This is a genomic window from Pseudomonas sp. HT11 (genome assembly GCF_044875395.1).
Lineage (GTDB): Bacteria > Pseudomonadota > Gammaproteobacteria > Pseudomonadales > Pseudomonadaceae > Aquipseudomonas.
In genome coordinates this window covers 3,341,251-3,356,714 of the sequence record NZ_CP173217.1, presented here as the reverse complement: position 1 = coordinate 3,356,714, position 15,464 = coordinate 3,341,251, and the positions used below count along the sequence as shown (strand labels likewise).

At 62.9% G+C, this 15,464-nt stretch carries 11 protein-coding genes and 2 pseudogenes; 1 reads left to right on the top strand and 12 read right to left on the bottom strand.

Annotation, left to right across the window (positions count from 1 at the left end):
* Nucleotides 1–57: 57 nt before the first annotated feature.
* Nucleotides 58–225: pseudogene (locus ABWL43_RS15495) on the top strand (TOBE domain-containing protein); the annotation flags it as partial.
* A 14-nt stretch (nucleotides 226–239) separates the two neighbouring features.
* Here the strand turns inward: ABWL43_RS15495 and ABWL43_RS15490 are convergent.
* The 12 genes and pseudogenes from ABWL43_RS15490 to glgA all read right to left on the bottom strand — a co-directional run.
* Nucleotides 240–353 (bottom strand): annotated as a pseudogene (locus tag ABWL43_RS15490) (alpha/beta hydrolase); the annotation flags it as partial.
* 226 nt (nucleotides 354–579) lie between these two features.
* A complete protein-coding gene (locus ABWL43_RS15485) occupies nucleotides 580–1,341 on the bottom strand; it encodes a PIG-L deacetylase family protein (protein ID WP_404483023.1) in 762 nt (253 codons plus the stop codon).
* Between the two features lie 178 nt (nucleotides 1,342–1,519).
* Nucleotides 1,520–2,179 (bottom strand): glycosyltransferase family 2 protein, encoded by a 660-nt coding sequence (locus ABWL43_RS15480; protein ID WP_369303081.1) that lies wholly within the window; start codon nucleotides 2,177–2,179, stop codon nucleotides 1,520–1,522.
* Complete coding sequence (locus ABWL43_RS15475) at nucleotides 2,176–2,775, bottom strand: SAM-dependent methyltransferase (RefSeq protein ID WP_145161054.1); 600 nt, start codon at nucleotides 2,773–2,775, stop codon at nucleotides 2,176–2,178. Before ABWL43_RS15475 ends, ABWL43_RS15480 begins: the two co-directional genes overlap by 4 nt.
* Complete coding sequence (locus ABWL43_RS15470; protein WP_242198129.1) at nucleotides 2,772–3,530, bottom strand: PIG-L deacetylase family protein; 759 nt, start codon at nucleotides 3,528–3,530, stop codon at nucleotides 2,772–2,774. The genes ABWL43_RS15475 and ABWL43_RS15470 overlap by 4 nt, the downstream gene beginning before the upstream one ends.
* The gene (locus ABWL43_RS15465; protein WP_404483022.1) at nucleotides 3,527–4,525 is read right to left on the bottom strand and encodes an acyl-CoA dehydrogenase family protein; all 999 of its coding nucleotides are present in this window, start codon (nucleotides 4,523–4,525) and stop codon (nucleotides 3,527–3,529) included. Before ABWL43_RS15465 ends, ABWL43_RS15470 begins: the two co-directional genes overlap by 4 nt.
* A 1-nt stretch (nucleotide 4,526) precedes the next feature.
* Complete coding sequence (gene glgX / locus ABWL43_RS15460; RefSeq protein WP_145161049.1) at nucleotides 4,527–6,683, bottom strand: glycogen debranching protein GlgX; 2,157 nt, start codon at nucleotides 6,681–6,683, stop codon at nucleotides 4,527–4,529.
* Nucleotides 6,684–6,816: 133 nt separating this feature from the next.
* On the bottom strand, nucleotides 6,817–7,086 hold the full coding sequence (locus ABWL43_RS15455; protein ID WP_106579064.1) for a DUF2934 domain-containing protein: 270 nt from the start codon (nucleotides 7,084–7,086) through the stop codon (nucleotides 6,817–6,819).
* Nucleotides 7,087–7,110: 24 nt separating this feature from the next.
* On the bottom strand, nucleotides 7,111–9,867 hold the full coding sequence (locus tag ABWL43_RS15450; protein WP_404483021.1) for a malto-oligosyltrehalose synthase: 2,757 nt from the start codon (nucleotides 9,865–9,867) through the stop codon (nucleotides 7,111–7,113).
* The gene (malQ, locus tag ABWL43_RS15445; protein WP_242198117.1) at nucleotides 9,864–11,948 is read right to left on the bottom strand and encodes a 4-alpha-glucanotransferase; all 2,085 of its coding nucleotides are present in this window, start codon (nucleotides 11,946–11,948) and stop codon (nucleotides 9,864–9,866) included. The genes ABWL43_RS15450 and malQ overlap by 4 nt, the downstream gene beginning before the upstream one ends.
* Nucleotides 11,945–13,690: a malto-oligosyltrehalose trehalohydrolase gene (gene treZ, locus ABWL43_RS15440; RefSeq protein ID WP_404483020.1), complete on the bottom strand. Its 1,746-nt coding sequence runs from the start codon at nucleotides 13,688–13,690 to the stop codon at nucleotides 11,945–11,947. The genes malQ and treZ overlap by 4 nt, the downstream gene beginning before the upstream one ends.
* A gap of 19 nt (nucleotides 13,691–13,709) precedes the next feature.
* Entirely contained in the window at nucleotides 13,710–15,266 is a 1,557-nt protein-coding gene (glgA, locus tag ABWL43_RS15435) for a glycogen synthase GlgA (protein WP_145161041.1), read from the bottom strand.
* Nucleotides 15,267–15,464: the final 198 nt, after the last annotated feature.

Genomic DNA, 15,464 nt, shown 5'->3' with positions numbered 1-15,464 from the left:
GCTCGGGCGACAACAGGTAGTCAATACCAGGCCCAGAATGCCGGCAGACGGGACACTGGAGTTGTTGCCGTGGCACTGATCAAGGCGCCGTGGGTCATGTTGATGACTAACGCGCAACCGCCTGGAAGGCACGGTACTGAGCGTCAACGACGGTGCGGTGACCGCCGAAGTGGTGATCGAATTGGCCGGTGGTTCGAGGGTTACGCCATCGTCACGCGCGACGCGTCCTCGCGATAAGGTCACAGGTGCTCGGCGTCGAACACGGCCTTGGCGAACGCCGGTGCTTCCTGCGCCAGGTTGTGGTCGATCCCGCCATTGATCAGGCGAAATTCGTACTTGCCGGCGGCCTGCTTGCCGATCAGGTAGCCGCTGACAGACACAAGGCCAATGCCAGAAAAAGCGGACGGTGTTTGGAGCGACGGGTCAACAGAGTGTGCATGGCGAGCCTCCTGCGGCTGATGGGTGCCTGACACTCAGTTGACCGCTGCGCTGTATCGCGCATGTTTCAGGAACGGTCTCGGGTTAAACGTTGTGTATCGCCACGCCTGCTGTACACACTGCGATACATATCCGCCCGCGCTACGCGAACACGACCTCATACGGCTCGCGCATGCGCTCCAGCAGTTCCTGGGCGAGCATCGGCGCGAGCCCGATGGTCGGGTCGCCGACCAATTGGCTGGCGTAGGCATGAGCGGCGTGAAGTTTGCGCGCGACGCTCCAGCTGTCCAGACGCACCTTATGCGCTCGCTGCCAAGGCATCATCGCCGCTTCACGCGCCGGACTGTGCCAGGCCCAGATGGGCAGTTCATAAAGCCGCGCGCCGATCAGGCTGCAGGCCTTGGCGCTGGCACGGCCGACGGCGTCGTGATCGTCATTGCCGTCGTTGCGCCACGTGGTGAACACCACGTCGCCCGGCTGCAGGTAACGCGCAATGAACTGGCTCATCGGCTGTTCACTGCTCGCCAGGGCGTCGTCACGAAAACCGCCGCGAATCCACTTCAAGCTGTGCAGCGGCATCCCCAGCCGGCGCAGCGCCTCGGCGCTTTCCTGGGGGCGAATCACACTCAGGCGGCTCGCCGGCCATGCGTGAGATCCCGGGTGGCTGGCGCTGCCATCGGTGATCGAGATCAGCAGCAGCGGGTGCTCCAGGGTACTGAACAGTTGCAGCAGCCCTCCACACGCCAGCACTTCATCGCCAGGGTGCGGAGCAATCACCACCACGCGTGCACCGGGCGGCACCAGCGAAGAAGGAGGGATAGCGGGAATTTGCGCCAACTGTGGCGCGCTGTTCCAGATTTGCGCGGGACCGCGGCGGCCCTCGCTTAAGGAGGCAGGCTTCATGGGTGTCACATCCTTGTCGATTGATGCTGGGCCGTACCCCGTTGACGGGACGACGCTCTTTTTGTTCGCCGCAGACTCCGCTGCGGTGATGCGCGGTACTCCAACCCTGGAATACCGGCAAGGCGCTATCAGCATAGTCAAGGATTCATGGGTTTTACATCGTGAAATGTTGATTTTTTCAGCTGGCCTGCATGAGGCTCTTCAAATAGTCACCAAACCCGCCTTGGGCGCGGCAGTCGAGCCGGCCACTGGTAATCACCTGTGGCGTGTGACTCCAGGCGATGGACGCGCCGCAACGCTCCAGATTGCGCACCAGTTGCACATCTTCGTGGCACGCCAGAGGCTCGAACCCGCCGGCCTGCACATAGGCGCCAGCACTCACGCCCAGATTGGCGCCGTGAACATGCCGATGGCCGTCTCGGGCCTGGTAGGCCTGGGTGTAGCGAATTTTCGCCGCGGGGTCGAAGCCTTCACTCCAGGCATCCACGGTCACGGTGCCGCACACCGCGTCGACACCCAGCGCCAATTGCGCCACCAGCCAGTCAGGGGCGACGCGGCTGTCGGCGTCCGTGCACGAAATCCAGCGTGCACCTTGATTCAGCAAGTGCCGCGCACCCACACCGCGCACTTGCCCGACATTGCGCGCCTGCACGTGCAGGCTGTGCACCGCATAGGCTTGCACGATCGCCGCACTGCCATCGTTGCAGCTGTCGAGCACGGTGAGGATCTGAACCGCTTCGCCGAGCAGCCCCGGATGGCGGGCAGCAACCAGGGCGGCCTTCAGGCATTCGCCCAGCAGCGCCTCTTCGTTATGCACCGGGATCAGAACGCCGATCATCGCAGCCCCTCCAGGGTGGCGACCGAGGTACTGTCGCGACTCCACAGGTCGAGCAGGAAATCACTTTCGTGATGCTGCACCACCGGCGGCATACCCAGCCGTTGCTGCAGCAGGGTATGCACCTGTTCAGCGGTCTGCGGGCAACCTTCAATGCGGGGGCGCCAGTGACAGGCCAGCAGTTGCCCATCTTCGGTCAAGGCGCCAAGGGCGCAGTCAACCAGGCGGTGCAAATCATCGGCATCCAGGTAGTAGCACAGCTCGCTCAACACGATCAGTTCGAACGAGCCGGTCGGCCACTGTTCCGGCAAACGGCTTTGCTGCACCTCGGCATGAGGGAACCCCAGCAACCGGGTTTTTGCCAATGCCACTGCGGCACTGGCCGTGTCACAACACACCAGGCGGTCACAGCGCGGCGCCAGTTCGGCGCTCAGCTCGCCGTTGGCGCAACCGGGTTCGAATATCGACGCATAACGCGGGCGGGTCAGCGCCGCCAGGGTCAGCGCGCGTTTGCGCTGCTCGTACCAGCGTTGGCGAAATGCCCAAGGGTCGTCATTGCCGGCGAACAGTTGGTCGAAATACGGCGTGGCCACACTCATACAAACACCACTTCAAAAGGCTGCAGCAGGCGTTCCACCACATAAGGCGCAAGCACAGGCGGCAGGCCGATCTGCGGGTCGCCCTCCAACTGGCTGGCAAACGCGTGGATGGCATGCCGCTTACGCGCCACCGTTTCGGGCGTCAGCGGGATTTTGCGCGCGCGGTGCCAGGGCACCTGGCTGTCTTCGGGGGTTGCCCAGTGCCAGGTCCATACCGGCAATTCATACAGGGTCGCGCCGACCGCATGCGCGGCCTTTGCACTGGCGCGGCCGACGGCCTCATGGTCGCAATGCCCATCTTCGCGCCAGGTGGTGAATACCACGTCGGTGGGTTTGAGGTAGCGTTGGATAAACGTGCTCAGTTGGTCTTCCTGCGCCGCCACCTGACTGTCGCTGAACCCTGCGCGCAGCCATTTGAGGCTGTGCAACGGCAAACCCAGGCGGTGCAATGCTTGGGCTGATTCCTGCGGGCGCACCACACTCAGGCGCTCCACCGGCCAGCGCTGAGAGCCCGGATGGCTGGCGCTGCCATCGGTCACCGAAATCAGCTGAATTGGCCGGCCGATGGCCGCCAGGCCTTGCAGCAGGCCACCGCAACCGAGCACTTCATCGTCCGGATGCGGGGCAATAATGACTGCCCGATGCCCTTCGGGTACCAACTGTTCGACGCTGATGTGCGGCAGTTCGGCCATGTGCGACGAGGCTTGCCACTGATGCAGTGGCGTGCCCTGGCCTACGATCGGATTGGGTTTCATAACTGCCACCTCCCTGTGGGCTGCTCGGCCACCTGTTCGCCCAACGCCGCCAGGTCGCGTTCCGCATGGCTCTGGCGCACGTACACCGGCAGGTCGGCCATCAACTGGGCAAAGTGCGGGTCTTTGCAATAAGGCCCGGCACCTGCCGCACGGCCCACATGGTGGATGACCTGCTCGACGGTATCTTCGATGCACGCACGCGCCTGCTGCGCCAGCAGCCGTGCATCCGCCCGTGGCGCGCGGTCAACCTGTTCTGCACTGTCACGCAACACACAGGCCGCACTGTTGAGCACGCTGTCCACCGCGCCCAGGTGGGCGAGGGCATGGGGCTCGGGGCGCTTGCTGCATTGCTCGCGCAACACCTCGGCCAGGCGTTGCGCGCCGCCGTACCAGCAGGCGGCAATGCCAATCCCGCCTTGCCAGAAGCCAGGGCGGGACAGGTAATCACCCGGCCCGCCGACGGCAATACCCTTGGCCCCGTCGAACACAATCTCGACGCTGCCAGTGGCGGCCATGCCCACGGCGTTCCAGCCTTCATTGGTGACGGTAATGCCGGGCTGATCCATGTCCACGGCAACCAATTGCTGACGGTCCTCGTCGTCCCAGGCGGTCAGCAAGCCATGACTGACCACCGCCGCCCCGGAACACCAGGCCTTGCGCCCCTCGACGATCAACCGATGGCCATCACGGTGCACGCGCACCTTGGCTGTCGGCGGTTCGGCGGCCCACATGCCCCACAAGCTGCCCAAAGGCGGCAAGGGGCTGTCGAGTTCGGCGATGATCGCCAAGGCATCGGTGTGGCCTTCGAACAATTTGCACAGGCGCAGGTCGTGGCCCGCCACCTGGGCCAGACGACTGAATCGCTCCAGCGTCTGGCCACTGCCGGGTAACGGCAGCTGGTCCAGGCCTTCTTCCTGAAGTGCCTTCAGGGCTTGGCCCAAAGCGTGCGTGTCCGCATAGCCCCGGTAGCTTTGAAGGAATCCATGCAACGCCATTTCACACCTCGTCGTGCTGCAGTTCAAACAGCAACAGCGAGCGGCCGGTTACCGCGTACTCGTGCTCGAAATCAAAGCGCTCCTGGCCGCGAACCGCCGGCTCATTGGTGTCGAGCATGCAGGTCCAGAATTCGCCTTCCGGCACCGGTGGCAGGCGGAAATTGACCATGTCGTGGTGGGCGTTGACCACCAGCAGCAACGTCGCATCGCCACCCGGGCGGCGAATCCCGGTTTCCTGGGCGCGGCCATCCATCAGCATGCCCAGGCAACGGCCATGGCTGTCTTGCCACTGTTCGGTGGTCATTTCGTTGCCATCCGGCGCCAGCCAAGTGACATCCTTCACCCCGATGTCTTCGTTGTAGTCACCCACCAGGAAGCGTCCACGGCGCAGGATCGGATACGCCAGGCGCAGCTTGATCAGGCGTTTCACGAACTTGAGCAGCGCCTTGCCGTCGTCGTCCAGCTCCCAGTTGACCCAGCCGATCTCGCTGTCCTGGCAGTAGGCATTGTTGTTGCCGTGCTGGGTACGTGCGAACTCGTCACCGGCCACCAGCATCGGTGTGCCTTGGGCCAAGAGCAGGGTGGCAAAAAAGTTGCGCATCTGGCGCAGGCGCAGCGCGTTGATTTCCGGGTCTTCGGTAGGCCCTTCGACGCCATGGTTCCAGGACAGGTTGTTGTTGCTGCCGTCCTGGTTGTTTTCGTCGTTGGCTTCGTTGTGCTTGTCGTTGTACGACACCAGGTCGTGCAAGGTGAAGCCGTCGTGGGCGGTGATGAAGTTGACCGAGCTATACGGGCGTCGACCACGCTGGTTGAACATCTCGCCGGACGCCGTCATGCGTGCAGCGAAGTCTGCCAACTGGCCGTCGTCGCCTTTCCAGAACGCGCGCACGGTGTCGCGGAAACGGTCGTTCCATTCCACCCAGCCCGGTGGGAATTTGCCCACTTGGTAGCCACCGGGGCCGCAGTCCCAGGGTTCGGCGATCATTTTCACCTGGCGCAACACCGGGTCCTGGCGGCAGGCCACGAGGAAGCTGTGGCGTTCGTCGAAGCCATCGCGGTAACGGCCCAGAATGGTCGCCAGGTCAAAGCGGAAACCGTCCACGTGCATCTCGGTGGCCCAGTAACGCAAGGAGTCGGTGACCATTTGCAGCACGCACGGGTGGCTCAGGTCCAGGGTGTTGCCGGTGCCGGAATCGTTGATGTAGAAGCGCTTGTCGTCAGGCATCAGGCGATAGTAGGAGGCGTTGTCGATGCCGCGCATGGACAGGGTCGGGCCACGCTCGTTGCCTTCGGCGGTGTGGTTGTAGACCACATCGAGGATCACTTCCAGCTTGGCTTCGTGCAGGTGCGCGACCATTTCCTTGAACTCGGCGATCTTGCCGCTGGCCAGGTAGCGCGGGTCCGGGGCGAAGAAGGCGATGCTGTTGTAGCCCCAGTAGTTGGTCATGCCTTTTTGCAGCAAGTGCTGGTCGTTGACGAATGCGTGCACGGGCAGCAATTCCACCGACGACACGCCCAGCTGGCGGATGTGCTTGAGCACGTCATCTTCCATCAGCCCGGCGCAGGTGCCGCGCACCGATTCGCCAACCGAAGGATGGCGCATGCTGATGCCGCGCAGGTGGGTTTCATAAATGATTGTGCGGTCCCATGGCACCCGCACCGGCTGGTCGTTGCCCCAGGTGTGCGCCGGGTCGATGACCTTGCACTTGGGCACGAAGGGTGCGCTGTCGCGTTCGTCGAAACTGAGGTCGTCGTCGGGGTGGCCGATGGTGTAGCCGAACAACGCCTCGGACCATTTGAGTTCGCCCACCAGCTGTTTGGCATAGGGGTCGATCAGCAATTTGTTGTGGTTGAAGCGGTGACCATTGGCCGGGTCATATGCACCGTATACGCGGTAGCCGTAAATCAGCCCAGGGTGGGCGTCGGGCAGGTAACCGTGGAAGGTTTCGTCGGTGTATTCGGGCAGTTCGATACGTTCCAGCTCAACTTCGCCGGTGTCGTCAAACAGGCACAGTTCAACTTTGGTGGCGTTGGCCGAGAACAGCGCAAAGTTGACGCCCAGGCCGTCCCAGGTGGCGCCGAGGGGGAAGGGCAAACCTTCACGAATCCGCGACGGCTCGTTTTCCGGCGTCGGTTGGTTTTTATCTGGTTTGCTCATTGAGTTGCTCCTGCAAGGGTCTTTTTTCGGGCCGAGCGCGACCGTGCTGGCGATCGTTCAGCTGACGCAGTGGATATTCAAAAGGGAACCTCCTGCCGGCAGCGCCGGGAGGAGGCCCGTAAGGTCGTGACGCTTAAGGCTTGGGTTTTTTCGGTGCTGCGGGCTTTTTCGCCGCAGGCGGCGCCGGTTTGCTCGCCGCCGGTGCTGGTGGCTTGGCTTTGGGCGCAGGCTTGGGCGCGGTTTTCGGCTTGGCAGCGGCCTTGGGCTTACTCGGCGTCAGCGCTTCGGCTTCGGCCAGTTTGCGCGCCATCTCCCAGTGGCGGGTGTCCTCTCCGTGGGGCTTGCCCTCGGATTCCCAGATCTGATGCGCCAACTCGCGAATACGTTTGTCTTCAGTACTCATCACAATGCTCCTCACAGAAAAGTTTCAGCTTTCTTGATCATCAGGATTGATAAAGACATTGACCGGGAAATCCCCCAGGGCAGCGCTGATCAACAGCTCCTTGTTTGGTGTGACTGCGCCTGTATGAAAAAGTCCCTTCCAGTTTTGCGTTGTCGCGGCGAACGGTAATTTCACCCGCGTATCGCCCCAAACCTGCGCGTTGATGTGGGGCCGCTCACCGTTTTCCAGCAGGCGATGAGGCCAGCGCGGCACCACCACCAGCAGGCATTTGCCTTGATGTTCGCGACAGAATGCGACCACGTGTTCTGCGTGCGTGCCGGTGACCTCCAGCGGTGTGTAGCGGCCGCTGTGGAAGATCTCGGGGTTCGCCTTGCGCAACGCCAGCACTTGGGCAATCAGCGCTTGCTTGACGCGCCCGTCGCGCCAGTTGGACAACAGTTCAGGGATGTCCGGGGGTGTGTTCAGCGCTTGTTGCCGTGCGCTGAAGTCCACCGGACGACGGTTGTCCGGGTCCACCAGGCTGAAGTCCCAGAACTCATCGCCCTGGTACAAGTCCGGCACACCCGGCACGGTGATCCGAAGCAAGGATTGCGCCAGGCTGTTGATTGCGCCCGCCGCGGCAATGGCGTGAGCGGCATTGCCCAGGGCGGTGCGCAACGCGCTGCCGGCCTCGCTGAGCAACAAGCGCGAGAGAAACGCCTCGACGCCTTGTTCATAGGCCTCGTTCGGTGCGCTCCAGCTGCTTTGCAACTTGGCTTCGCGCAGGGCCTTTTGCTGCCATTGCCAGAGGCGCTGCTGGTAGTTCTCGACGTCCAGGTGCAGGTCCAGCGGCCAACTGCCCAGCAGCACTTGATACAGGATCAGCTCGTCGCCGGCCGACGGGCTATTGGCATCCTCGCGCAACGGGGCGGCCAGGGTGCGCCAATGCTCGACCTGTTCGACGTACCACGGCGCGCATTCACTCAATACCGCCAGGCGTGCGCGGGTATCTTCGCCGCGCTTGTGGTCGTGGGTGGCGGTGGCCAGCAGGTTGTCGGGAAAGGTTTGCAAGCGCTGTTGGTTGACGGTGTGAAACGCCGCCACCGGCGCACTGAACTGCTCGGTGCTGAAACCCACGTCATTGCGCGACAGCAGTACTGCCGAGCGATAGAACGCGGTGTCTTCCACGGCCTTGGCCGCGGCCGGAGAGGTCAGTTGCTGGAAGCGCACACAGGCATGCTTGAGTATCTTGCGCTCACGCCCGATCGGGCGATGGCGCCACGGCTGGCCGCCCAGCCATTTTTCCAGGTGGTCGAGCACCGGCCAGTCGCCTTCGCTCAAGGTGCTGCGGGCACCGGCCAGGGCTTGCAGGAAAAACACGTCATCGTTTTCGCTGCGGCCACGGGCGCTGATGTAAGTGCGGTACACCGGGAAGTGCACGATCAGCTCCTGCAAGGCGCGGCGGATCGCGCCCAGAGTCAGGTCACGGGTCATCACATCGTCACGGGCCACTTGCAGCAGGGCCTGGGCCACGCTTTCGAAGTCACCGGCCAGCGAGCCATTCAGGATCTGCTGGCGCGCCAGCCAGGCTTCTTCGATAAAGGCCGCTGGCCGTCCGCTGTGGCGGGTCCACAACTCGGCAAGCGGCTCGAAGCCTTGAGGATCGTGCTGCAGCAACGACAGCTGGTTCATGAATTCGTAGCCGGTGGTGCCGTCCACGTTCCAGTCTTCGCGCAGGGTTTCGCCTTCACCGAGGATTTTTTCCACGAAGATCGGCAAGTGCCGTTCGGGCGCCAGTGAATCAACCCGACGCCGCAGCTTGCGGCAGTAACCGCGTGGGTCGGCCAGGCCGTCGATATGGTCGATGCGCAAGCCATCGATCAGGCCTTCGCTGATCAGCTCGAAGATCTTGCCGTGGGTGGCCTCGAACACCGCCTTGCGTTCGACGCGCAAGCCGCCCAATTCGTTGACATCAAAGAAGCGCCGCCAGTTGATATCGTCCGCCGCCGTGCGCCAGCTGGCGAGCCGGTAGACTTGTTCTTCGAGCAATTGATGCAGGCGATTGAAACCCTCGGGCTGGCGTGCGTCGAACTCGCCCAGACGTTGCTCGATAGCCTGGCGCACGTCGCTTTCGGTCGCGCGCTCGGCCAGCGCCTGCTTGAGCCAGGCGGCTTCGTGGTAGGCATCATCCTGACAGGCCAGCGCGCTGAAACGCTCGGCCAGCGGCCGGAGCGGCTCGTCGGCGCCGAGGATCAATGCGTAGTCGCGCGGGCAGATCGGGAAGCGGTGTTCGTAATGCTCGACGTAAAAGGCCCCATGCTCGGCGTCGAAATGCAGCGTCAGCGTGCCGGTTTGCAGGGCCTCGCCGTAGTCGCTGCCCAAGAACGGCATCAGCAGTTGGCCTTTGAGCAACGGGTCTGGCGAGTGCCACTGAATATCGAAGAATTCGCTGTAGGGGCTCAGGCGTCCCCATTCGAGCAGGTCCAGCCACCACGGGTTGTCCGCGCCACCCACGGCCATATGGTTGGAGACGATATCGAGGATCAGCCCCATCTGGTGTTCACGCAGCGCAGCAACCAGGCGGCGCAAGGCCGGCTCGCCGCCCAGTTCGGGATTGACGGTCGTCGGGTCGACCACGTCGTAGCCGTGCATGGAGCCGGCGCGGGCACTGAGTATCGGTGAGGCGTACAAATGGCTGATGCCTAGCTGGGCGAAGTACGGCACCAGAGGCACCGCATCGTCCAGGGTAAAACCTTTATGGAATTGCAGGCGCTGGGTAGCGCGCAGGGGCAGTGCTTTCATCGGTCACGCTCATAGGCTTGGTTACGCGCAACGGCCAGCAGTTCGAGGCGGCGGGCAGCGCCGGCGTTGTCGAGCAGGCTGGCGGCTTCGCCCGGCAGGCGACGGCGCCAATTGGGATGGGTGTCAGTGGTGCCGGGCAGGTTGGCTTGTTCTTCGATGCCCAGCGCGTCTTCCAGCGGCAGCAATACCAGGGGCGCACGGGTATGGCCGAGGTAGCGCACGCTGGCGTCGATCATGTGGTCGGTGTCGTTGCGGATTTCATCGACAAAGTTCTGCGGGTCCTGGCTCAAGGCCTGGCGCAGCGCCTGACGTTCGCGCAGGCGGTGTTCGCTCCATTGCTCGACCGTCGGTGCGTCGATCAGGCCGAGCTGGATATTCCACTCGATGTCGCGGCTGTGCCACCAACCGTTGAGGGTCGGCAAGTCGTGGGTGCTGGTGGTCGCCAAGGCGTTGTCCGGCCAGTCGAGGATCGGCCTGAACTGGCCATCGTGATTTTGTTCGAACAGCAGCACGCGCATGCCCAGAATCGAACGCGCGCTGAGTTTTTCGCGCAGGCCGTCGGGCACGGTGCCGAGGTCTTCACCCAGCACAATCGCCTTGTGGCGCTGGGATTCCAGCGCCAGCAGCCGCAGCAGGTCGTCCACCGGGTAATACAGGTACGCACCCTCGCGCGGGGAGGCATCCATGGGGATCACCCACAGGCGTTGCAGGCCCATCACATGGTCGATGCGCAGGCCGCCGGCATGGGCGAAGTTGGCTCGCAGCATCTCGATAAAGGCGCGGAAGCCATTGCGTTTGAGGCCCTCGGGGGAAAACGCCGAGATGCCCCATCCTTGACCGGCGCGGTTGAGAATATCGGGCGGCGCGCCCACGGTGAGGTTCGCCAGCAATTCATCCTGGCGGCTCCAGGCCTGGCTGCCGCCGCCGTCGGCGCCGACGGCCAGGTCGGCGATCAGGCCGACGCCCATGCCGCTGCCACGCGCCGCTTGCTGCGCACGCTCCAGGCAACGCGCGATCAGCCATTGGCTGAACGCGTAGAAGCCGATTTCGTCACGGTGTTCAGCGGCGAACTTAACCAGTTCAGGGCTTTGCGGCGAGCGCCAGGCTTCGGGCCAGTGCCGCCAGTCGAGGTCCTCACCTGCGGCGGCGCGAACGGCCTGCACGGCTTCGAAACGGCAGTGGTTCTCCAGGGCTTCACCGCCATTCTGGCGAAAGCTCAGGAAATCGGCATGCTGGGGGTGTCCGCCGTGGCGGAAGTCTTCATACAGGGCGCGCAACAGGCGCTGCTTGGCCTTGGCGGCGGCGGGCCAGTCGATCAGCGTGTGCTGTTCCAGCGTGTGCAGCTCTTCGGTCAAACCGCAGGCGTCGATGGCATTGCGCACTTCGCGCTCGCCCAGAATGCAGGCAGGCGAGGCGTACAGGCTGTTCAGAAACAGGCGGCTGGACGGCGAGTAGGGGCTGAAGCGCTCGGTGTCGGCGCTGAACATCGCGTGCATCGGGCTGATCGCCAAGGCATCGGCGCCGCGTTCGGCGGCGGCGCGGACCATGTGCTCTAACGCCTGCGTGTCGCCAAAACCGCCGTCGCCGAGGCGACGCAGCGCATACAGCTGGGCGCTCAGGCCCCAGGCGCGCGCGGGTTGGGCGTCAACGGCTTCGGCCACGCTGTAGCAATGGGCGGGGGCCACGGCCAGGGTGAAGGTCTGGTCGTCGATGTGCACTTGGTGATAGCCCAGCGCGATGACGCCTGGCAGCACGGCATCACCGTCGAGGCGCAGCTCCAGGGTTTCGCCGGTTTCCAGACTGACGCGGCAGGGCGTGTCTGCGGCAAAGTAGCGTGCCAGGTCGAGGCCTTCGCCGCTGTCGACGGTCATCAACGGCGGCAGGTGTTTGTCTTGCTGCACCTGTTCGAGTTCGAGCAGGCTGGCGTTGATTTCGGCATCGGTATCGGCCGGGTGGCCCAGACCTTTGAGAACGGCGCGCAAGGCGCCGGGTTTAACATGTTGCGGACGGCCGTTTGCGTCGATCCAATCGACGGCCAAGCCCGCTCGGCTGGCGAGTATTTCCAGGTTCGCTTCGCTCAAAGGTGCTCTCCAACAGGGGATAGGGCAACGCGTGCGCTGAAGGGCGCCAATTGCGCCCCTTCACCGGCAGGCGTTTCAAATAGCAGGTGCGGCGGCGCGGGGTGATCCAGCGGTTCGGCGCCCAGGTTCAAGTCGATCTGCAACACACTGCCGTTGCCCAGGCGCCAGCGCGCGCTGACGGCGCCTTGCCCCAGTACTTGCGCACCCAAGGCCACGCTGCCGGGCAAGTGCGGCACGATCCGCTGGTGGCGCAAGCTCAACAGTTGGCGGTAGAACTGAGCGTGTTGGTTTTCGGTGAAGGCGGGCGCTGATTGCACAAAGGTGGGCAGGGCGTTCGGGTCGGGAATGTGTTCGCGCCTTTGCGGGTCCTTGAATGCGGCAAAATCGGCAAACTCGTTGCGCCGGCCTTCGCGCACAGCTTCGGCAAGCTCGCCATGGTGATCCGTGAAAAACAGGAACGGTTCCTCGGCGTTCACTTCATCACCCATGAACAGCAACGGAATCATCGGCGACAGCAGCAATAACGTCGTGGCTGCCTTGAGCGCCTGCGGTGAGCACAGCTGATGCAGGCGTTCGCCCAGCGCGCGGTTACCGATCTGGTCATGGTTCTGCAAAAACGCCACGAAGGCGCTGGGCGGCAAGTCCCCACTGGGTTCGCCGCGCTCATGGCCGTGGCGGGTGGTGTGGCCCTGATAGATGAACCCCTCACCCAGGCAGCGCGCGAGTTTTTCGGTAGGGTTTTCGGCGAAGTCGCTGTAATAGGCGTCGGTTTCGCCGGTGAGCAATACGTGCAGCACGTTGTGAAAGTCATCGTTCCACTGCGCGTCGAAATCGTTTTTCAACAGGCTGGCCTGGTTCAGCTCGTTTTCCAGCACCAGCCAAACGTGCCGGCCTGTGTCCACCTGCTGGCGAACACGGTGGGCCAGCTCCTTGAGAAAATCGGGATTGTCGATCGCGTGCACCGCGTCCAGGCGCAGGCCGTCAAAGCGGTATTCGAGCAACCACATCAACGCATTGTCGAGGAAGAAGTCGCGCACTTCGCGACGATCAAAATCAATGCCAGCGCCCCAGGGCGTGTGCACGTCTTCTTGAAAGAAGCCTTTGGCGTATTGGCCCAGGTAGTTGCCGTCCGGGCCGAAGTGGTTGTAAACCACATCGAGCATCACCGCCAGGCCGTGTTCGTGGGCGCTGTCGATCAATTGCTTGAGCTGTTCCGGCGAGCCATAAGAGGAGTGTGGCGCGTAGGGCAGAACCCCGTCGTAACCCCAATTGCGTTCGCCGGGAAATTGCGCCAACGGCATCAATTCAATCGCGGTGACGCCCAGTTCAGCCAGGCGTGGCAGTTGCGCTTGTACGGCGGCGTAGCCACCCAGCGCACCCACGTGCAGCTCGTAGATCACCGCTTCGTGCCATGGGCGGCCTTGCCATTGGCTGTGGCGCCACTGATAGGCGAGTGGATCGACAACCACGCTCCAACCATGAACATCCTGGGCTTGCGCCCTGGATGCCGGGTCGGGTACATCGTTTTCGCCGTCGATGTTGTAGCGGTAGCGAGTGCCCGCCGGGCACTTTATCTCTACCTCAAACCAGCCATCTGCCTGAGGCAACATGGCGATGGACTTGCCGTCTTCCAATTCAACGCTGACATAAAACGCGTCTGGCGCCCACAGGGCAAAACGCGTGTGTTGCGCGTCCAGCATAATTGCGCCGTGGGGCCAGGTTTCCAGAGTCCGTGACGGCATCTATGAAGCCCTCCCTTGATTATTTGTTCGATTTCCCCAGTGCTTTAGCCACAAGCTGTTCATACAGTTCGGCGTAGGGTTCCACTGCCTGGGACCAGTTGAACGGTTGTGTCATGGCGCGGCTGCGCATCGCATTGAGCAGGCCGGTATTGGCAAATACCCTGAAGGCGCGGCTCAGCGCTTCCTTGTAGCTGTCTACCGTGGATTCATTGAACAGGAACCCGGTGACGCCATTTTCGATGGTGTCGGCCAGGCCGCCGGTATTGCGTGCCACCGGCAGCGAGCCGAAGCGCTGGGCGTACATCTGGCTCAGGCCGCAGGGCTCATAGCGCGATGGCATCAACAGGAAGTCGCTGCCGGCGAACATGCGGCGGGCGTCGGTTTCGTTGAAGCCGATGCGCACGCCCACCTGGCCCGGGAAGCGCAGGGCCAACTCACGCATGGCGTGCTCTTCTTCAGGCTCACCTCGGCCGATGATGGCAATCTGGCCACCATTCTCGACGATAAAGCTGCTGACCGCCTCGGTGAGGTCCAGGCCTTTTTGGTAAACCAGGCGCGACACCACGGCAAACAGCGGGCCGGTGGAGTCGTGCAGGCCGAACAATTCGCGCACATGGGCGGCGTTGATGGCTTTGCCTTCCCAGTCACCAATGTTGAAGTTGTGGGTCAGGTGCGTGTCGGTGGAGGTCTCCCAGCTTTCATCGATACCGTTGGGGATGCCACTGAGCAGGCCCTGTTGAGTCTTGCTCGCCAGGAAGCCATCAAGGCCGCAACCGAATTCCGGTGTGGTGATTTCTTGGGCGTACGTGGCGCTCACGGTGGTGATATGGCTGGAATACGCCATGCCGGCCTTGAGGAACGACATTTTGCCGTAGAACTCCATGCCTTCCTGTTGCAGGGCATGCGGCGGGATCCCCAGCTCAGGGGTGGAGGCCAGGCTGACCACGCCTTGGTAGGCGAGGTTATGAATGGTGAACAGCGTTGGCGTACGCGAACCACGCCAGTGCATATAAGCCGGAGCCAGGCCAGCGGGCCAGTCATGGGCGTGCACCAGGTCCGGGCACCAGTGGATCTGTGCGAGGTTGGCAGCCATGTCGGCGGCGGCCAGGCCCAGGCGTGCGAAGCGAATGTGGTTGTCCGGCCAGTCACGGCCGTTGTTGGCGCCGTACGGCGTGCCTTCGCGCTCATACAGCTCGGGGCAGATCAGCACATAGATGACCAGGCCATCCTTGAGATCCATACGCCCGATCTTGCACGGCGGCAGCGCTGCGTGGCCACCCAGTTCGCCGATGATATGGATCGGGTTGTCGCTTTCCATCACTTGCGGATAACCCGGAATCAGCACACGCACGTCGTGCAGATGCGCCATGGCGCGGGGCAGGGCGGCGGACACGTCGCCCAGGCCGCCGGTTTTCACCAGGTCGGCGAATTCGGAGGTGACAAACAGGACTTTCTTTCTATTAGGGTTCTGACTCACGATCGGCCGCACAGTGTTGGGCAGGTCGGTCAACGATGTTGGCCCCCCTACCGGCTGACTAAAACGCTCTCCCTGAGTTTCTACTGCAGCACTGATCATAGTTCTCTCCGACATATCTGGTTGGCTAATGGCCCGCTGCCATCGGCTCCGAAGACCGCATCCTGCGGCCAGGCGCACAAGCACTGTACAAACTGGCAAGGCGTATGCCAGTTGCACTCATTGCTAAAAAAGAGTGGATGGACGGGCATTTGGCGTGAACCGCGTGCACTCGCCTCCCTTAAAAACTGGACCTATGGC